Raw genomic sequence first — 19,693 nt, forward strand, 5'->3', positions numbered from 1 at the left:
ACATGAACCTGAGCGAGCCGCTCGCGGGCATCACCAGCGAGGTCGAGGCCGCGACGCTTCGCGTGCTCGCCCGCAGCGACGCGGGGTTCTCGGGTCGGCAGGTTCACCAGCTGGCCGGCGTCGGCTCCACGACGAGCGTGCATCGGGCGCTCACACGCTTCGTCCGAGTCGGGCTCGTCGATGCGGAGTCGCGACCGCCGGCGATCATCTACCGCCCGAACCGGCGGCACGTGCTGTGGCCCGTGATCGAGTCGGCCCTCGACACGCGCTCCCGTGTGTTCGCCGACCTCGACCGGTTCTGTCGTGAGGAACTGCCTGGCGAACTCGACCTCACCATCGTCGTGTACGGCTCGGTCGCTCGACGCGAGTCGTCGCTCGAATCCGATCTCGACCTATTCGTCGTCTACCCCGACGGCATCGATCCCGACGCGCAGGCGGAGTACAGCTATCGGCTGGAGCAGCACGCGGAACGTCTCACCGGGAACGAGACGCAGATCTACGCCGTCACGCGCTCTGAACTCCGTCGTCGCGAACGCGATCGCGACCCGCTGCTCGCGAGCGTGATCGCCGACGGCATCGTCGTGCACGGATCGCAACTGCCCACCGCGCAGAGACGTCGCGCCTCGTGAGGTGCTGAGCGAGCAATCCTCAGCCCGAGGTGCTCGCCAAAACACATGGTTGCGACTCGACCGGCGATCAGCGTATGTTTTTCCTGAGAAAACATACGCTCGAGACACGGAGGCGCGGTGGGCATACGTTTTCACGACGACGATCCCGTCTCTGACGAGGTGCAGCGTGTGCTCACCTCACTCGCCGGCGGCACTCCGCTCGAGCGGAAGCGCGTCGATCTCAAGGAGGAGCGTGGCCGGCGCGACAAAGGCGGAGTGCTCTCGCCTCCGGTTCCGCAGAGCGAGTCGGCCGCCAGGCACCTGGCGGGGGAATGCGCCTGCATGGCCAACACGCCGGGCGGCGGAGCCCTCATCGTCGGCGTGGCCGACGATGGCGCACTCGTCGGCACGGGCTTGGACGCGGAATGGCTTCGATACCGCATCTACGAACTCACCGATCGACGGATCACCCCCGATATCCGTGTCGTCGACGTCAACGGCGTCCGGCTCCTGACGATCATCGTGGTCGAAGCGCTCGAGCCGATCACCTTCAACAACAAGCTGCTGTGGAGAGTGGACACGAACTGTGTCTCGATCGACACTGCAACCTGGGTAGCGGGTCGAGCGCACCGGCCGATGAGCGACTCGAGCGCGCTTCCGTCGACCTTCACGATCGCCGACGTCCGCCCGGTCGCCATCGCTCGCGCCCGCGAATACCTGAAGGCATCCGGCGAAACGCGCTCCATCGAACTGGCACGCTCGACTGACGCCGACATGCTCCGGCGACTGAACGCACTGACCGCCGACGGCCATCTGACCCGTGCAGGCGCGTTGCTCTTCGTCGGCCGTGATGAGCCGGCGCTCGATTACGTGCGCCGAAAGATCGTCGCCGGCGACAGCGTGAAGCGGGTGTCATTGTCGGGTGTGGCGGTGCTGGAAGAACTGGCCGAGGTCGAGCGAGAACTCGAGGCTGCCAACGATGTCGTGTCGCACATGGGCGATGGTTTCGCGATCGGCCAATTCCGTGAATTGCCTCCGACCGCCGTTCGCGAAGCAGTGGTGAACGGGCTAGCCCATCGCGACTGGGCCGACCCGCGCCCGACGGTCGTCGAGCACATCGGCGGCACGCTGACCGTGACCTCGCCCGGCGGATTCGTCGGTGGGGTCGACGCTACGAACATCATCACGCACCCCTCCCAGACCCGGAACCGGGCGCTCGCCGACCTGCTCGCGGCATTGCGGATCGCCGAGCGTGAAGGTGTGGGTGTCGACCGGATGGTTCGTGACATGGTGCGACTCGGGCGGCCCTCGCCGATCATCCACGAAATCGCCGGACCTCACGTACGCACCACGCTGGTGGGCGGCGTGGTGGATGCCGAGTGGGTGCGGTTCCTCGGTGATATCGAACCAGGCGAGTACGGGAACGACCTCGACGTCATCCTCATCCTCGACCGTGCAAGTCGCACCGGCTGGATCGACATCGAACGTTTGGCCCCCGTGCTGCAGCGCAACATCGGCGAGACCGAGCAGGCGATGGCGCGCATGCTCACCCTTCGGATCGGCGAGCAACCGCTCGTCCGACAGATCGCCGGGGTTCCCGAATCCGCGTCGCCTGCGTGGACCTTGACGGATGCCGCTCGCCGCCGCCTTCCCGCCCGGGTCGACGATGCGTTGAGTATCCGAGCACGAGCCGCGTTGGCGATGGACTGGGCTCGAGCGCGAGGACGCATCAGCAACACCGAACTCGCTGACCTCACCGGCGTGCAGCAGCCCAATACGCTTCGACTGCTCAAGTCGTTGGTCGAACGTGGGGAACTGAGGCCGTCTCGGCCGAATGCACGCGGGCGCGGGCTCTACTACGTTCCCGTTGACGGGAAGGAGTGACGTGTCGATACAGCACGAGATCGCGTTCGAAGACGAGATCTGCGCGCACCTCGAAGCGCATGGGTGGGTGTACTCGCCGAACGACGAGTTGTACGACGCCGAACGCGCGCTCGTGGCATCCGACCTGTTCGACTGGCTCGAGGCGACGCAACCCGATCAGCTGGCCAAGATCGTCAAGCCCGAGGCATCCGCTGCGGTGCAGGACCAGGCGCGTCGACAACTGCTCGACCGAATCGGGCAGGTACTGGCGACCGATCCGATGAACGGCGGTGGCACGCTGAACGTGCTGCGCCGCCCGGTGTCGCACCGGAACGCGAAGCTGTCGCTGTTCCAGACGCGACCGGCGACCTCGTTGAACGCGACGACACTCGAGCGGTATGCGGCGAACCGGCTGCGGGTGATGCGGCAGGTCGAGTACTCGACGAAGCACGGCGGCCGAATTGACCTGGCGTTGTTCGTCAACGGCATCCCGGTGGCCACGATCGAGCTGAAGACCGACCTCACCCAGAACCTCGCCGCCGGGCTCAAGCAGTACGCGCACGACCGCATCCCCACGGGCGAACCGCTGCTGACGTTCGGCCGCGGCGCGCTCGTGCACTTCGTCGTCACGAACGAGGAGGTGCACATGACCACGCACCTCGATGGCGCGAACACCCGGTTCCTGCCGTTCAACCGTGGCCGCGACAACGGCGCCGGCAACCCGCCGATGGATGACACGAGCCCGACGGCGTACTTCTGGCGCGACATCCTCGACCGGGACACCTGGCTCGACCTCGTCGGGCGGTTCCTGCACTTCCGCTTCGACGAGCGCACCGACCCGATCGACGGGAAGAAGTCGTTCACCCGGTCGCTTCGGTTCCCCCGCTACCACCAGTGGCGTGCGGTGACGAACCTCGAACGCGTCGTGCTGGATGAGGGGCCGGGGGAGAACTACCTGATCCAGCACTCGGCTGGGTCTGGCAAGACGGACTCGATCGCGTGGGCCGCGCACCGGATGGCGCAGCTGCACCGCCCCGACGGCTCGAAGGTGTTCGACGGCGTGATCGTGGTCTCCGATCGGCAGGTGCTCGACGGGCAACTGCAGCGGGCGGTGGAGCAGCTCGAGACGACGTCGGGAGTGTTCCAGCCGATCACCCGCGGCGGTGAGGCGTCGAAGTCGAAGCAGCTCGCCGGCGCGCTGCTCGCCGGGAAGCAGATCATCGGGGTGACGTTGCAGACGTTCCCGCATGCGCTCGAGGAGATCGAGAAGAACACCGGGCTGGCCGGGCGGACGTATGCGGTGATCGCGGACGAGGCGCACTCGTCGCAGACAGGCGAGGCGGCGGCGTCGCTGAAGCAGGTGCTGACGGCCGAGGGTCTCGATACGCGCTCGGCGGGCGCTACTCGACCAACGGATGAGGGTGACGACGAGGCATCCGTCGACGCCGAGGATGTGCTCGCTGACTACATGGCGCGCAAAGTCGGCATCGGGAACATCTCGTTCTTCGCGTTCACGGCCACGCCGAAAGGTAAGACCGTCGAACTGTTCGGCCGGGCCGACGAGGCCGGCGAGAAGCATCCGTTCGACCTGTACTCGATGAAGCAGGCGATTCAGGAGGGCTTCATCCTCGACGTACTGAAGAACTACCTGCCCTACGACCTCGCGTTCGAGATCGCGCACAAGGACGACCCGGCCAAGCTCGACATCGAGGTCGACGTGCAGAAGGCGAACAGCGAGCTGATGCGGTGGGTCCGTCTGCACCCGACGAACATCTCGCAGAAGGTCGCGGTGATCGTCGAGCACTTCCGTGCCAACGTGCGCAGCGAGCTCGGCGGGCGGGCGAAGGCGATGGTCGTCACCGGCTCGCGCAAGGAAGCCGTGCGATACAAGCTCGCGATCGACGAGTACCTCACCGCGAACGGGCTGGCTGACGAGTTGGCCGCGCTGGTCGCGTTCTCAGGTGCGGTGACGGATGCCGCGGCCGGCACGGGTTCGCCGGCGGGCGAGTTCACCGAGGCATCCATGAACCCGGGTCTCAAGGGGCGGGCGTTGGAGGAGGCGTTCGCCGGCGACGAGTTCCAGGTGATGATCGTCGCGAACAAGTTCCAGACCGGGTTCGATCAGCCGCTTCTCGTGGGCATGTACGTCGACAAGAAGCTCTCGGGCATCACCGCCGTGCAGACGCTCTCGCGGCTGAACCGGGTGATTCCCGGCAAGGAGAACACGTACATCCTCGACTTCGTGAACGACCCCGCCGAGATCCGCGCGGCGTTCCAGACGTACTACGAGGACGCCGAACTGCCGATCGACAAGGTGTCGGACCCGAACGTCATCCACGACATGCTCGGCAAGCTGCGCAGCATGCACATCATCGACCGGCACGACATCGACGACGTCGTCGACGCGTGGCTGAACAAGACCAGCCACAATCAGCTCTATTCGAAGATCAAGGCCTCTCGTGATGTGTTCTGGGACCGGTGGCGTGCTGCGGTCGACGGCGACGACGGCCTCGAACTCGCGCGGCTCGAGGAGTTCCGCGCAACCGTGAACGCGTTCGTGCGCGCCTACGACTTCCTGTCGCAGATCCTCGATTACGGCGACACCGACATCGAGAAGTGGGCGATCTTCCTGCGCGTGTACCGGCGGGTGATCGAGCGTGAGGGCGGCGACCCCTCGGCGATCAGCACGGATGACATCGTGCTCACGCACTATCGGCTGCGCAAGCTCGATGCGCAGAACCTCAAGCTCACCGACGGTCAGGCGGGCGAGCTCAGCGGCGTCACCGCCGCCGGGTCGGCGCAGCCGAAGGAGACGAAGTACGGGTTGCTGCGCGAGGTGATCGACCGGATCAACCAGCTCTTCATCGGCACCGACGTCGACGAGGTCGATCAGGTGTCGAGCATCGAGACGCTCGCGCGGCACATGATCGACAGCGAGCGGATCCAGGCGCAGGCGATGGCGAATACTCCGGCCGACTTCGCCTCGTCGCCGACGATCCAGGTCGAGGTGGAGGACGCGCTCTACGCGGCGGCAGCAGGGCAGAGCCAGGCGTTCAAGGCCCTGCTGAAGTCGGCGGATGCCGCGCAGATCGCCGCGGTCGTGCTGGCGATGGGGCTGTACGAGAAGGCGCGGGCGGCCGCGGAGGCGTGATGCATCGGGTACGGAGGTTCTTCGCGCGATCAGATGTGCGCATCGGCGCCACGGTCGCGGTCGGCGCGGGACTACTGCTGTCGGCAGCTAGGGATCGCTTTCCCGCCCTTGGGGTGGTCGCGTCGTGGATTATCGGGTTGGCGCTTCTGGTCCTCGTGGCAGCCCTTGCTGAACTCGCTCACGGCCGTCGTCGACACATGACTCCTGCCGAGCATCGCTGGTACTACGAGCATCGAAACGGCAAGCCGGCGAACCTCTACTGGCCCGGCCATTTCATTCCGGTGCAACGGGCGCCGGTACGGCCGTGGCTCATTGAAGGTCTCGTGGTCGCCACGGCCGTCTCGTTTGGGCTCGCGAACGTGCGTTGGGGGAGTCCGCCAGCAACACACGCATGGGTGTCGTTGACCTTCCTGCTGGGCATCAGTTCTGCGATCGCGGCATATCGCAGGTTCGTCTCGCGCAATCGAAGCATGTCACAGGCCGAACGGGTGCTGTTCTCAGCGGATCCGGCTCAGAAGCCGTCGTTCCTCTACTGGCCAGGAGAACCGGTTCCCAGTCGTGATCCTGCGCCGTGGTCCGAGACGCCCCTGGTGTTGGTGCCGCGACGGATCATCGCCGCGTACAGCGAGCGACCACGCCGCGTCATGTCGGCAATCGCCATCGTCGTGATCTCGCTCATAGCGCTCTCCGGTGTCGTACTCACTGCCGCTCCGGCCGCTGCTGACGAAGCGACGGTGACGCGCATCGTCGACGGCGACACGTTGGAGGTCCGACTGAACGGGGAGATCCGGCGCGTTCGGCTGCTGAACATCGATACCCCCGAACTCGGCCGCGACGGGCGCGAAGCGGAGTGTCTGGCAGAACAAGCGAAGGACACGCTCGCGCAACTCGTGCGCCCCGGTTCGAAGGTGCGACTGGAATATGACCGCGTCCGTGTCGATCGATACGGCCGTGTGCTAGCGGCGGTGGTCAGCGAGTCCGGCACTCTCGTGAACGCCTCAATCGCTCGGCTGGGATTCAGCGGTCCGATCTCGTACGGCGACAATATGGAGTACTTCGACGAGGTCGAGGCGGCAGACAGGATTGCACGTGAGAATGCGGCCGGTATGTACGACGCTCAGGTGGAGTGTTCTCCGGCAGCGGTCATCGCGGGCATCGCGGCACAAGTTGAAGCGCTACCGCCCACCTTGCCACCAAGCTCTGCTGAGCTCGTAACGGTCGCTGCGACGGCTGCTGCGGTGACGGTCGCGGCAGCAACCGCACGGGCGTCATTCGAACAGATGCGATTCCTGAGCGAATCATCGCGGAGCTATTTCATCGACGAAATCGATCGCCTCTCGAGTGCGGCGAACGCCGTCGAGCGGCGCGCCGCCGTTGAAGCCGACGTCGCGCAGGCCGCGGAAGCGGCCGCCAACGAACAGGCCGAGCGCGAGGAAGAAGCTCGCAAGGCGGCGGCTGAACGCGCAGAAGCCGAGCGTGCCGCCGCAGAACAGTCGGCACGAGAGCAGTCGGGGACGCCGGATTCGGATAGTGACGATCGGGCATCCGGTGGCGGGTACCCATCCGATATCGGCTATACCGGATGCCGCGACTACAGCGGCGTCGGCATGATCGACGACCAAGGCCGCTCCTTCGCACCCATTCCGTGCCCCCCGCGTTGATCGCAGTATGCAACTTCCTGGGGTCGTGGATGTGTGGCGTCGAACGGAGGTGCCAAACGGGCCGAGCAGATCGGTTCCTCACGACGGCCGGGCGACGACGATGCGCGGATGCCTCCCCGCCACGCTCAGCGGAAGCGTTCGTACCACGTCCCAGTGCCGGCTCCCGGCGAGCGCCGGCTCCTGGCCCTCATCGACGAGGACGACGAGGAGTCCGTCGTCGCGCAGCACCCGGCGCCACTCGCTCAGCAGGTGCGGCAGTCCGTGGCGTTCGTGCACCTGCACACCCCACGGCGGGTTGCTGATGATCCGGTCGATGCTGCCGCTCGCGTCCGGCAGGGAGACCGCGTCGCCGACGCGCCACACGATGCCCGGGTGTCCATCGGCGTTGCCGGTCGCGATGCGCACGGCATCGGCGTCATGGTCGCCGCCGACATATGCGCCGTCGGGCTCCGCGTGCGCCGCCTCGATCAGGATGGTGCCGGCACCGCAGCAAGGGTCGAGAACGCGGAGGCCGGGCTCCAGCCGTGCGAGTTCGGCCATCGCGGCCGCGACCGGAGGGTGGATGCTTCCCGCCACGGTGGCGCGCCGCCACGCGCGTCGATGCAGCGGCGTGCCGCTCGCACGCAGGCCCACCCGCACGAGCGTCCCGTCCGCGGTCACGCGCCAGTCGATGGCTTCCGGCGGGGGAGCGATGCCACCCCGCCGCGAGTGGTACGCGGCTCCGAGCCGTCGCGCCAGCACCCTGCCCACGGCATCCTCGAGGTCGTGGCGGCTGTAGTTCCGTCGACCCGTGAGCGATGCCGTGGCGCTGAACACCACGTTCCGTCGGAGGTCTCGGGCGCGAAGCATCCTCACCCCGGCCGTGAGGTCGGCTCGCGCCAGCGCCGTGGACAGCGGATCGAGGCACTGCCGGCTCCGCCCCGGGTCGGGTATCGACGCGACGATCGGGAACACGTCGTCGGCGGTGCGCGGCGGGTCGGTCAGGATCGAGTCGTCACGTGGTTCCACGACGAACTGTCGCTTCGAGGCGGCGAGGACGCGATGGCCCTCGCGAGCGAGCCCGGCGGCGGTGAGCTCCTCCAGGCCGTTGACGGTGCGGACGAGGATCGAGGGAGGGGGAGTGATGCTGCTCGGGCGCGCGCGGTCGAGCGACCGCGCCGCCTCTCGGCGGATGGCAGGCATGTGAGAACTTCCGGTCGGCGATTGAAGCGGCGGATGGCCGCCCCACATCGCTCGCCGCGGGCGGGGCCTCGGTCTGGCGAGCGGGTCGCTAGCCGAGGAGGAAGAACATGCGTGTCACGGAAAGCATTCTACGGTGCAGTGCCGGCCCCGCTCAGCCCGGGCCGCGTCGGCCGAGCATCCCCGCGAACAGGGCGTGCAGCAGCGGCGCCGCCGACGCCGCCATGAGCACGGTGCCGAAGACCGCGTCGACGGGACGGAGCAGGATGCCGCCGATGAGCAGGCCGGCGAACAGGATCGCCGAGACGACTCGCCGCCCGGTGCGCTCGAGCTGTCGGATCCGCTGGTCGAGGCGCGGCGTCTCGACGGCGAGCTTGCCGTCCTCGATCCGGGTGACCACGTCGTCGAGGCGGCGGGGCAGCCGTGCTGCGATGCCGGCGATGGACACGGCCTCCTGCGCGAACGCACGAACCGTACCGCCGCGTTCGTCGCGCAGCAATCGCCCGGCGTAGGGCTCGACGGCGTTCCAGATGTTGAAGTCGGGATCGAGCGAGCTGCACATCCCCGAGGTGAGCGACATCGCACGGATGATGAGCAGGAAGTTCTCGGGAAGCTGGAACGGCAGCGCCCGCATCGTGGCGCTGAACTCGATCGCGAATCCACGCAGCTCGCGCTCATCGAGCTGCCGGAGGTCGGCGAAACCCATACCACCGAACCGCGCGAACAGCTCGGTCATGGCCCGCTCGAGCTCCGCGGTATCGGCGGACGGCAGCAGGACGCCCAGGTCCTTGACGCTGTCGACGAGCTGGCGCCCGTTGCGCGCGGCGACCGCGATCAGGAATCGCTGCAGGCCCCGGCGCAGGGAGTCGGGGACCTCGCCCATCATGCCGAAGTCGACGAACGTCAGCGCCCAGTCTCGTCCGTCCGCGCGCGAGCCGGCGGGGAGGGGCGTGACGAAGATGTTGCCGGGGTGCGGGTCCGCGTGGAAGAAGCCGTCGACGAACAGCTGGTCGAACATCACGGGCGCGAAGTCCGCCGCCACCGCCGACGGGTCGATGCCGGCGGCGCGCAGGCCCGCGAGGTCGTTGATCTTGATCGCGGTCACGTCCTGCAGCGTGAGCACGCGCCGCGTGAGGCGCTCCCACGCGATCTCGGGCACTCGCACGCGGTCGTCGTCGGCGAACTCCTCGGCGAACCGCTCCGCGTTCAGCGCCTCGTGCAGGTAGTCGATCTCCTCGAGGCTGGTCTGTGCGAACTCCTCTACCAGCCGGGGCAGGTCCACATGGCTCGACACGAGCTTCACCCGGTTCAGCCATCCCGCCACCCTGCGCAGGGCCGCGAGGTCCACGTCGACGATCGCCTCGATCCCCGGTCGCTGCACCTTGACGACGACGTCGGCGAACCCGGTCTCGGCCGCTTCCGCGGGCGTCAGCCGAGCACGGTGAGCCTGGCCGAGGGATGCCGCGGCGAGCGGCTCGGGGTCGAAGAATGCGTACGCGTGCTCCAGCGGCACGCCGAGTTCGGCTTCGGCGAGGGTGCGGATCTGCGCGAACTCGACGGGCGGGACCTCGTCCTGAAGTCCCTCGAGCTCCTTCGTGATCTCGGGCGGAAGCACGTCCAGTCGGGAGGACATGAACTGCCCGACCTTGATCATCAGCCCGCCGAGCGCGACCGCGAGCGTGTGGAAGTTCCGCGCGATGCGCTGGAGCCGCGCGGCCCGCCCACGCGCCGCCGGCTTCGCCAGGCCGATCCTGGGGAGGAAGATCTCGAACCACCAGGCCTGCACCATGTACCGCATGGCGAACCGCAGGAGCCGCCGGTATCGGGCGCGCGTGTGCCTGGCGTCGGCCATGGGGACTCCTTGACGCCGACGTGCTCGCGGCACGCGGTCAGCCTTGGGCGAGGATCGAGTACAGCTTACGCCGGGCCTCGTCGAGCACCGCGACCGCTTCCGTCACCTGCTCGGGAGACCCGCTGCGCGCCACCTGGGCGGCCGCCTGGGCGAGCTGGGCGCCGGCCTTCGGAATCGCGGTCGCGCTCGCGGCATCCCGCATGCCCGGCATCTCCCAGGGAGCCGAGCGCTCTGCCGACCCCTCGGTCCCCGCTCGTCCGGTGTCGGTCAGCGAGTACGTCTTGCGGCCGCCGGACTCCTCCGCGGTGATGAGCCCCTCGTCGGCGAGCATCTGCAGTGTCGGGTACACCGAGCCCGGGCTCGGCTTCCACATGCCGTGGCTGCGCTCCTCGATCTCGTGGATGATCTGGTAGCCGTGCATGGGCCGCTCCGTCAGGAGCGCGAGCACGGCCGCGCGCACGTCGCCTCGCCCCATCCGGGTGCCGACGCGCTGCTCGAAGACATCTCGAAGCTGCTCCATCGCCTCCCACAGCCCGGCACCCGCTCGGCCCGCGCCCGGCCCGCGACGACGCGGCCCGAATTGATCTCCCAGGTATGAATCGTTCATGACGACCTCCTTGCGACAGCGACCTCAGCCGTCGATAGCGATATATAACGATACATCGCTCAGGATGTCCACACCAGCGATGCCCGACGTCACGACGGCGCCGCGTATCGTTCCGGGCGCCGGGACCTTCGGCCCGGCGCCCGGGCGCCGCCGGGCCGCATCATGGGTGCATGTCCACGAACCCGTGGTCATCGCCCGCAGGGGCGAGAGCCCGACCTGGCATGCCGGGCCGGAGGGTCGGCTACGTCGTGGCGATCGTGGTCAACGTCGTGTTCTTCCTGCTGGTGAACGTGTGGCCGACATGGCGGGTCGTGCCGTTCCTCACCGACGCGGCGCAGGAGCTCGTCGTGCTGGTGAACCTGTCGCTGATCGCCGGCCTGGTCGTGAACGTGCTGAACCTGGCGCTCGATCTCGCGTGGGTCAAGGCGGTGGGGGAGATCATCACGTCCGTGATCGCACTGGTCGTGGTCGTACGGTTCTGGATCGTGTTCCCCTTCGCCTTTCCCGAGCCGGGGTTCGACTGGGAGCTGCTGACTCGAGTGGTGCTCGGCGTCGCGATGGCGGGCACCATCGTCAGCGTCATCGTGCAGGTCGTGGTGCTCGCGCGGCTGGATGGGACGCCGCCCTCGTACCATGGCGGGATGACCGCCCCCGAGACGCGCGACGCCCTCATCGACGCCGCCGACCTATGCCTCTCCGCCTTCGAACGCGCCGTCGACGACGTGCCCGAGGCCGAGCGCACTGCCCCGTTCGCCGGTACCGGTCGCGACCGCGACCTGCGCGACGTCGTCAACCACCTGCATGCCTGGCATGTGCTCCTGCTCGGCTGGCTCGACGCGGATGCCGCGGGCCGGTCGCCGGCATTCCCCGCCGAGGGCTACGACTGGGCATCGCTCGACGACCTCAACCTCGCCCTCCGCGACCGCTACCGCGACGTCGACCTCGAGGCGGCGCGCCGGCGCCTGCGGACCAGCCACGCCGAGGTGCTCGCTCGGCTGGCGGGCATCGAGGATGCCTCGCTGTACGACCCGTCGCGGCATCCGTGGCTTCGCGGCGCACTCGCCGAACCGGTGCACGAGTGCCTGGGCGCCCACTACGACTGGGCGATCGAGGCCGTCGGCGCCGCCCGAGCGCCGCGCTGATCGCGGTGGGCGGCGGGATCCCCCCAGGAACATCCCGCCGCCCGGCCCGCCTACGCGCCGTCGCCGCTGAGTCGGAACGGCACGGTGACGATGTTCGAGGCGACGCCGATCTGCTGAAGGTCGTGCTTGTCGACCACGCCGTCTCCGTTCGCGTCGGGGACGACCGCCGGCGCGTCGTCGAAGACGCCGTTGCCGTCGAGGTCGTCGACCACGGCCACCGTCAGGACGGTGTCGACGTCCTCGCCGGCGATCGGGGCACCGACGAGCCACGTGTCCCAGATCTCGGCGGCTCCCTCGGATCGATCGGTGACCCCGGTCAGGTTGAACAGGTTTGCGAGGTTGGTGCCGGGCCCCGAGAATCCGGGCCGGGTGCTGCTCGTCGTCGAGGTCAACACGACGAGTCCGGGCAGCCGGTCGTCGGCGCCCGTCGAGAAGGTGCCCGGGAACGGCGCGATGTCGTTGTGTGCCGCGGGGCCGGTCAGTTGGAGCCCGGAGAAGCCGGCCGTCGTGAGTCCGTCGCGATACTCCAGCGAGAGGTCGACGAACCAGCCGGCACCGTCGATGCCCGCGACGTCGCCGCGGCTGGGCGCGAGCACGTCCACGTGGACGGGGGCGTCGTTCGGGTTGCCTCGGTCGGCTGGCGGCCCGCCGAATGCCGATGCGGGAGCGGTCGAGACGATCGCGCCGGCGACGAGTGCTCCGGCGGCGATCGCGAGACGAGTGGTGGTCGTGTTCACGGGATCTTCCTTCGTTCGAATTCCACGTGGGGCGGCTCTCGTGTCCGTCCCTTCCCGTACCACGACACGCACGGCGATTTCGTTCACCGACACGCTGCGGAACGACTCGCATAGGCTGGCCGCATGGCCGACACGACCCCCACCGATCCCGGTTTCGCGATCGCCGTGGCGCAGTTCGCGCCGGGCGACGACCGCGCGGCGAACCTCGCCGAGATCGAGCGGCTGGCCGCGCTCGCCGTCGCGCGCGGCGCGCGGCTCGTCGTCTTCCCCGAGTACTCGAGCTACTTCACGCCGACGCCCGACGAGACGTGGCTGGATGCCGCCGAGCCCGTCGGCGGCGCGTTCACGACCGCGCTCGCCGCGCTCGCGGATCGGCTCGGCGCGCACCTCGTGGCCGGCATGATCGAGCGGCTCGAGGGCGAGCGCCGGGTCGCGAACTCCGTGGTCGCGGTCGCGCCGGGTGAGGTCGTCGCGCGCTACCGCAAGCTCCACCTCTACGATGCGTTCGGGCAGCGAGAGTCCGAGTGGGTGGCGCCGGGGGAGGTCGCCGCTCCCGAGGTCTTCGAGGCGCGCGGCATCCGTTTCGGCCTGCAGACCTGCTACGACGCGCGCTTCCCCGAGGTGACCCGGCGCGTCGTCGACGCGGGCGCCGATGTCGTGTGCATGCCCGCGGAGTGGGTGCGCGGCCCGCTGAAGGAGGCGCACTGGCGGGTGCTCACGACCGCGCGGGCGCTCGAGAACACGGTGTACGTCGCCGCGGCCGACCATGCCCCGCCGGTCGGCGCCGGCAACAGCATGATCGTCGACCCGATGGGCGTCGAGGTCGCGACGATCGGCGAGGTGACGGATGTCGCGGTCGCGTGGATCTCGCGCGAGCGCATCGAGGCGGTGCGGCGCGTGAACCCGGCGCTCGAACTGCGCCGGTTCCGCGTCACCGAGCGCTGAGGGTCAGCGCGACCCCGAGCCGAGCCGAGCCAGTCTCGAGGATGCCTCCTCGAGCACGTCTCGGCGCTTGCAGAACGCGAACCGCACCAGGCTTCGGACCGCATGCTGCCGGTCGGCGTGCACGAAGGCCGACACCGGCACGCCGACGACCCCGGCCCGGTCGGGGAGCTCCCGGCAGAGCGCCGCACCGTCGTCGTAGCCGAGCGGTGCGGCATCGGCGACGATGAAGTATCCGGCATCGGGCAGCGAGACGGTGAAGCCCGCCGCCTCGAGGCCGGCCGCCAGCACGTCGCGCTTGCCGCGCAGGGCGGCAGCGGCATCCGTGAACACCGCGTCGGGCAGGCCCAGCCCCGTGGCGACGGCCGGCTGGAACGGGGCGCCGTTCACGTAGGTGAGGTACTGCTTGACCGCGAGCACGCTCGTGACGAGATCGGCCGGGGCGGTGAGCCAGCCGATCTTCCACCCCGTGGTGCTGAACGTCTTGCCGCCCGACGAGATCGTGATCGTGCGTTCGCGCGCGCCGGGGATCGTGGCGATCGGCCGGTGGGCCGTGCCGAACGTGAGGTGCTCGTAGACCTCGTCGGTCACGATGAGGGCGTCGTGCCGCACCGCGAGGTCGACGATGCGCTCGAGCACCTCGTCGCCGAGCACGGTGCCGGTCGGGTTGTGCGGCGAGTTCACGAGGATCATGCGCGTGCGATCGGTGACCGCCGCCTCGAGCTCATCGAGGTCGACGTGCCAATCGGGGAACCGGAGCGGAACGGTGCGGTGCACGCCCCCGGCGCGGGCGATCAGCGCCGCGTACGCGTCGTACGACGGCTCGAACGTCACCACCTCGTCGCCCGTGTCGACGTGCGCGAGGATCGCCGCAGCGAGTGCTTCGGTGGCGCCGGCGGTCACGAGCACCTCGGATGCCGCATCCACGTCGAGCCCGTACCATCTCGCCTGGTGCTCGGCGATCGCCTCGCGGAGCACGGGCGAGCCGATGCCCGGCGGATACTGGTTCACCCCGTCGGCGATGGCCTGCCGAGCGGCCTCCAGCACCTCGGCCGGGCCGTCCTCGTCGGGAAAGCCCTGACCGAGGTTGATGGCGCCGGTGCGCTGGGCGAGCGCGCTCATCTCGGCGAAGATGGTGGCCGCGATCGAGCCGTCGTCGGCGAGCAGCCCGGCACCGGCGGCGGTGCGCTGCCACGGGCGGAGACCGGGTGCGGGGGAGAAGTCGCTCACGCTCTCACCGTACGTCAGGCTCCGGCCGCTACGCTGGCGCAGGGGCGTGCTCGGGAGGCATCCGTCTTCGGACGAATCACTGCTCGGGGATAGCCGGTTCATAGACTTCGCCGATGCCGCGCACAGCTTCGCGCTGGATGCTGGGCACCGACTTGGAAGGGAGCAATCATGACCGACACCACTGGAGGTCCTGTCGGCGAGGCCCGGGAGGGCGACGTCGCCGAGACCGCTTCGACGAACCGGCAGGCCCAGGACGCGGCGCAGCCCGCCGAGGCCCCTGCCGCGCCGCCCGCCACCGGCACCGTCTACCACCCGGGCCAGGCGCCGCAGCCGTACCACGCGCCGCAGTACGGGCACCCGGCCGCCTCCGCGACCGGCGAGGCCCGGCCGACCTCGGCAGACGTGCCGCCGGCCTTCGGCGGTCCGCGCCCGGGCGAGACGCAGCCCACCACGCCCCTGGCGGGCGTGCCGCCGTACGGTTCCGTTCCGGGCACGCCGGCCGCCGCCGGCGAGCCGGCGAAGCCGCGTCGCGTCGGACTCGGCGTCGCCGCCGCGATCGTCGCCGCTGCCCTCATCGGTGGCGCCTCGGGTGCGGGCATCACCGCGCTCCTCACGGCGAACGACTCGCCCGCGGCGACCGGCGGCTCGGGCACCGCGCAGAACATCGTCGTGAACGACCCCGACTCGGTGAACCAGATCACCGCGGTCGCCGCGAAGGCGAGCCCGAGCGTGGTCACCATCTCGGTCTCGGGAAGCCAGGCCGGCGGCACGGGCTCGGGCATCATCCTCTCCGAGGACGGCTACGTGCTCACCAACACGCACGTCGTGACGCTCGACGGTGCGACGGGCGACCCCGTGATCAAGGTGGAGACGAGCGATGGGCGCCTCTACGACGCCGACCTGGTGGGCACCGACCCGCTCTCCGACTTGGCGGTCATCAAGCTCGTCGACGCGTCCGACCTCACGGCCCTCGAGTTCGCCGACTCCGACGAGCTCAACGTCGGCGACACCGCGATCGCCATCGGCGCGCCGCTCGGCCTCTCCGGCACGGTCACGAACGGCATCATCAGTGCGCTCAACCGCTCGATCGACGTGGCCTCGTCGGCGGCGCCCGAGACGCCCGACGACCAGGGCCAGGGCGACGGCGGTCAGGGCGACGGCTCCGAGAGCCCGTTCGACTTCTTCTTCGACCTGCCCGACCCCGACGGCGGCGATCCGCAGCAGCCGTCGGCGAACGCCGGCCGGGTGTCCCTGCCGGTCATCCAGACGGATGCCGCCATCAACCCGGGCAACTCGGGCGGCGCGCTCGTCGACTCCGAGGGCCGGCTCATCGGCGTGAACGTGGCCATCCTCTCGACCGGCGGCGCCGGCGCCGAGGCGGGCAACATCGGCGTGGGTTTCGCGGTCCCCTCGAACCTCGCCGAGCGCATCGCCCAGGAGATCATCGAGAACGGCTCGGCGACGCACGGACTGCTCGGTGCGACCGTGACCGCGGCCGAGTCCGACGAGTCGAGCACCATCGTCGGCGCCCTCATCTCCGAGGTGACACCCGGCGGGGCGGCCGACCAGGCGGGTCTCCGCGCCGGAGACGTGGTGACCGGGTTCAACGGGATCCCGATCACCGACCAGACCGACCTCACCGCGCAGGTGCGCGCGATGGCGGGCGGCGCCTCGGCCGAGATCACCTTCACGCGCGACGGCGAGTCGCAGACCGTCGATGTCACACTCGGCACCTTCGAGGGCTGAGCGGCGACCCGGTCGGGGTCGACCGGACGACGGGAGGGCCGGGGCCCACGGGACCCCGGCCCTCCTCGTCGGCGAGGGGCGTGACTGCTAGGCTCGATCGACCCGAGCGAGTGAGGAACATGCCCGAGCAGCACCACCAGGCGACACCGTCGTCGCTCGTCGGCGTCTCCTATGTCATGCCCGTGCTGAACGACGTGACCCACGTGCGGGCGGCCGTCGAATCGATCCTCGCGCAAGACTATGAGGGTCCCGTCGAGGTGCTCATCGCCCTCGGCCCGTCGATCGACGGCACGGCCGAGCTCGTCGCCGACCTCGCCGAGCGTCACCCCGACGTGCGGGTGCTCGAGAACGAGGTCGGGTCGACGCCGGCCGGACTCAACATCGGCATCCGTGCCGCCCGGCACCCGGTCGTGGTGCGCGTCGACTCGCACTCGATGCTGCCCACCGACTACGCCCGCATCGCCGTCGAGACCCTCGAGCGAACCGGCGCCGACAACGTCGGCGGCATCATGGACGCCAAGGGAGAGACGCCGTTCGAGCAGGCCGTCGCCCTCGCGTACACCACCAAGGTCGGGCTCGGCGGCTCCGCGTTCCATGTCGGCGGCGCCGAAGGCCCCGCCGACACCGTCTACCTCGGCGTGTTCCGTCGGAGCGCGCTGAACCGTGTCGGCCTCTTCGACGAGACGATCAAGCGCGGGCAGGACTGGGAGCTCAACCGGCGCCTCCGCGAGACCGGCGGCACGGTGTGGTTCACGCCGGCGCTCGCCGTCACCTACCGGCCGCGCTCGACGGTCGAGCGGCTCGCGCGCCAGATGATCTCCACCGGGCTGTGGCGCGGTGAGCTCGCGCGGCGGTTCCCGGCCGCGAACGGCATCCGCTACTTCGTGCCGCCGGTCATGGTCGTCGGGGTGGCGCTGGGTGTGCTCCTCGGCATCGGCGGCATCGTGCAGGCCGCCATGGGCGTCGCGCCGTGGCTGCTCATCGGGTTCGCGGCACCGCTGGTCTACCTGCTGTTCGTGATCGCCGCGACGCTCGTGTACGCCCGTGGCCGCGGCGCGCGCACCGCCGCCTGGTTTCTCGTAGTGTTGCCCTGCATACACGTGTCGTGGGGGATCGGCTTCGTGCTGGGGTACCTCTCGCTCACGAGCAACATCGCCAAGCACACGGGAAGGTGACGCGGATGTCCCAAGCCGGTCAGGCCGCGGCCAGGCCCACGTCGATCGCAGAGCTCCGCGCGGTCACGCAGCCGCCCGAGGTGCGGAGCCGCCGCAACGCCGAACACTGGACGGCCTCGCTGTACCTCCGCAACCTCTCGCCGTATCTCACCTGGGTGCTCCTGAAGACGTCGATCTCGGCGAACGGCGTCACCGGCCTCATGATCCTCGTCGGCTGGTCGACCGCGGCAGCCCTGCTCATCCCCGGCATCTGGGGCGCGCTCCTGGCCGTCGTGCTCGGCCAACTGCAGATGCTCGTCGACTGCTCCGACGGCGAGGTCGCCCGCTGGCGCCGAACCTCGTCGCCCGCGGGCGTCTTCCTCGACAAGGTCGGCCACTACACGACCGAGGCACTCATTCCGCTCGCGCTCGGCATCCGTGCGGCCGCGTACCCCATCGAGCTGCCCGGCGACTTCCTCTGGACGACCATAGCGGCGCTGCTCGCCCTCGTGATCGTGCTGAACAAGGCGCTCAACGACATGGTGCACGTCGCCCGCGCCAACGCGGGGCTGCCGAAGCTCGCCGACACCCACGGTGAGACCGCACCCCGCGGCGGGCTCATCGCGAAGCTGCGCAAGGCCGCCCGGTTCGTGCCGTTCCACCGCCTGTACCACTCCGTCGAGCTCACGTTGATCGCCTTCGCCGCCGCGCTCGTCGGCCTCGTGGCCGGCCAGCCGCTCGTCGACCGCGTCGTGGTGGCGGCGCTGCTGCCGCTGGCGGTGCTCTCCCTGTTCGGCCACTTCGTCGCGATCATGGCGTCTCGCCGTGTCCGCGCCTGACGTGCCGGTCCCCGACCCTGCCGACGGGGCGTCCGCTTCGACGGGCTCAGCGAACGCGCGACCGCGCGTCGGCGTGGTGGTGCTCACGATGGGCACCCGGCCCGATGATCTCGCACGCGGCATCCGGAGCGTCCTCGACCAGCGCGACGTGACGGTCGACGTGGTGTGCGTGGGCAACGGGTGGGACCCGGCGACCGCCGTGCCCGCCCTTCCCGACGCCGTGAAGACGCTGCACCTGCCCGAGAACCTCGGCATCCCCGCCGGCCGCAACCGCGGCGTGCCCGAGGTCGCGGGCGACGTGCTCTTCTTCCTCGACGACGACGCGTTCCTGCCGAGTCCGGGGTTCCTCGCGAGCGGATGCCGCCTCCTCGCCGATCGGCCCGAGATCGGGCTGATCCAGCCCCGGGTCGTCGACCCGTCCGGCCGGGTGTCGCCGCGCCGGTGGATCCCGCGCATCCGCAAGGGCGACCCCGCGCGCTCGAGCACGGTGTTCTCGTGCTGGGAGGGCGCGGTGCTCATGCCGCGTGCCGTGTTCGAGGCCACGGGCGGATGGGCCGATCCGTTCTTCTACGCGCACGAGGGCATCGAGCTCGCCTGGCGGGTCTGGGACACCGGTCGCGTCGCCTGGTATGCGGGCGACCTCGAGGCGGGGCATCCGGTGATCGATCCGGCGCGCCACGCGTACTACTACCGGCTGAACGCGCGGAACCGCGTGTGGCTCGCCCGTCGCAACCTGCCGGCCGTGTTCGTGCCGCTGTACGTGGGCTCGTGGACCGCCATCCAGGTGCTGCGCTGGGCGCGCAACCCGTCGGCCCTGCGCGCCTGGTTCGCGGGGTGGCGTGCGGGCTGGCGGCAGGACGCGGGGGAGCGGCGTCCCATCCGGTGGCGGACGGTGTGGCGCATGACGCTGGCCGGGCGCCCGCCACTGGTCTGAGGAGCCGGGCGTCCGCTCCGGTCCGCCCCGCGGCCCGCCCAGGTCCGA

General features: G+C 69.7%; 15 protein-coding genes. 10 read left to right on the top strand and 5 right to left on the bottom strand.

The window, feature by feature from the left end; genetic code table 11:
- The first annotated feature begins 2 nt into the window (after window positions 1–2).
- The 4 genes from EZM51_RS09065 to EZM51_RS09080 all read left to right on the top strand — a co-directional run bounded on the left by EZM51_RS09065 (window position 3) and on the right by EZM51_RS09080 (window position 7,283).
- Window positions 3–629, top strand: coding sequence for a nucleotidyltransferase domain-containing protein (locus tag EZM51_RS09065; RefSeq protein WP_136707935.1), 627 nt, complete (start codon window positions 3–5; stop codon window positions 627–629).
- A 168-nt stretch (window positions 630–797) separates the two neighbouring features.
- Window positions 798–2,492, top strand: coding sequence for an ATP-binding protein (locus EZM51_RS09070; RefSeq protein ID WP_136707936.1), 1,695 nt, complete (start codon window positions 798–800; stop codon window positions 2,490–2,492).
- A 1-nt stretch (window position 2,493) separates the two neighbouring features.
- On the top strand, window positions 2,494–5,622 hold the full coding sequence (locus EZM51_RS09075; protein ID WP_136707937.1) for a type I restriction endonuclease: 3,129 nt from the start codon (window positions 2,494–2,496) through the stop codon (window positions 5,620–5,622).
- Window positions 5,623–5,657: 35 nt separating this feature from the next.
- Window positions 5,658–7,283 carry a thermonuclease family protein gene (locus EZM51_RS09080; protein WP_169053847.1) on the top strand — a complete coding sequence of 542 codons (1,626 nt, stop codon included), beginning with the start codon at window positions 5,658–5,660 and terminating at the stop codon, window positions 7,281–7,283.
- Window positions 7,284–7,361: 78 nt separating this feature from the next.
- Here the strand turns inward: EZM51_RS09080 and EZM51_RS09085 are convergent, their stop codons facing one another.
- From EZM51_RS09085 to EZM51_RS09095, 3 genes are all read right to left on the bottom strand, one after another.
- On the bottom strand, window positions 7,362–8,465 hold the full coding sequence (locus EZM51_RS09085) for a methyltransferase domain-containing protein (protein ID WP_169053848.1): 1,104 nt from the start codon (window positions 8,463–8,465) through the stop codon (window positions 7,362–7,364).
- 151 nt (window positions 8,466–8,616) lie between these two features.
- Window positions 8,617–10,314: an AarF/UbiB family protein gene (locus EZM51_RS09090; RefSeq protein WP_136707940.1), complete on the bottom strand. Its 1,698-nt coding sequence runs from the start codon at window positions 10,312–10,314 to the stop codon at window positions 8,617–8,619.
- Between the two features lie 37 nt (window positions 10,315–10,351).
- Window positions 10,352–10,921 carry a PadR family transcriptional regulator gene (locus EZM51_RS09095; protein WP_136707941.1) on the bottom strand — a complete coding sequence of 190 codons (570 nt, stop codon included), beginning with the start codon at window positions 10,919–10,921 and terminating at the stop codon, window positions 10,352–10,354.
- Window positions 10,922–11,091: 170 nt separating this feature from the next.
- On the opposite strand from EZM51_RS09095, the gene EZM51_RS09100 reads away from it, so the two are divergent.
- Entirely contained in the window at window positions 11,092–12,063 is a 972-nt protein-coding gene (locus tag EZM51_RS09100) for a ClbS/DfsB family four-helix bundle protein (protein WP_136707942.1), read from the top strand.
- Window positions 12,064–12,113: 50 nt separating this feature from the next.
- On the opposite strand, the gene EZM51_RS09105 is transcribed toward EZM51_RS09100, so the two are convergent.
- Window positions 12,114–12,800 (bottom strand): hypothetical protein, encoded by a 687-nt coding sequence (locus EZM51_RS09105; RefSeq protein WP_136707943.1) that lies wholly within the window; start codon window positions 12,798–12,800, stop codon window positions 12,114–12,116.
- A gap of 123 nt (window positions 12,801–12,923) precedes the next feature.
- Here EZM51_RS09105 and EZM51_RS09110 point away from each other — a divergent pair, with 123 nt between their 5' ends.
- Entirely contained in the window at window positions 12,924–13,745 is an 822-nt protein-coding gene (locus EZM51_RS09110; RefSeq protein ID WP_136707944.1) for a carbon-nitrogen hydrolase family protein, read from the top strand.
- Between the two features lie 3 nt (window positions 13,746–13,748).
- On the opposite strand, the gene EZM51_RS09115 is transcribed toward EZM51_RS09110, so the two are convergent.
- A complete protein-coding gene (locus EZM51_RS09115) occupies window positions 13,749–14,972 on the bottom strand; it encodes a pyridoxal phosphate-dependent aminotransferase (RefSeq protein WP_248305553.1) in 1,224 nt (407 codons plus the stop codon).
- Between the two features lie 168 nt (window positions 14,973–15,140).
- Here EZM51_RS09115 and EZM51_RS09120 point away from each other — a divergent pair, with 168 nt between their 5' ends.
- The 4 genes from EZM51_RS09120 (at window position 15,141) to EZM51_RS09135 (ending at window position 19,645) form a co-directional block, all read left to right on the top strand.
- On the top strand, window positions 15,141–16,718 hold the full coding sequence (locus tag EZM51_RS09120; protein ID WP_136707946.1) for a trypsin-like peptidase domain-containing protein: 1,578 nt from the start codon (window positions 15,141–15,143) through the stop codon (window positions 16,716–16,718).
- 119 nt (window positions 16,719–16,837) lie between these two features.
- Complete coding sequence (locus tag EZM51_RS09125; RefSeq protein WP_248305554.1) at window positions 16,838–17,893, top strand: glycosyltransferase family 2 protein; 1,056 nt, start codon at window positions 16,838–16,840, stop codon at window positions 17,891–17,893.
- 5 nt (window positions 17,894–17,898) lie between these two features.
- Window positions 17,899–18,711, top strand: coding sequence for a CDP-alcohol phosphatidyltransferase family protein (locus tag EZM51_RS09130; protein WP_136707947.1), 813 nt, complete (start codon window positions 17,899–17,901; stop codon window positions 18,709–18,711).
- A 73-nt stretch (window positions 18,712–18,784) separates the two neighbouring features.
- On the top strand, window positions 18,785–19,645 hold the full coding sequence (locus EZM51_RS09135; RefSeq protein ID WP_282568139.1) for a glycosyltransferase: 861 nt from the start codon (window positions 18,785–18,787) through the stop codon (window positions 19,643–19,645).
- Window positions 19,646–19,693 lie beyond the last annotated feature (48 nt).

This window comes from Agromyces sp. H66 (assembly GCF_004959775.1).
Taxonomy (GTDB): Bacteria; Actinomycetota; Actinomycetes; order Actinomycetales; family Microbacteriaceae; genus Agromyces.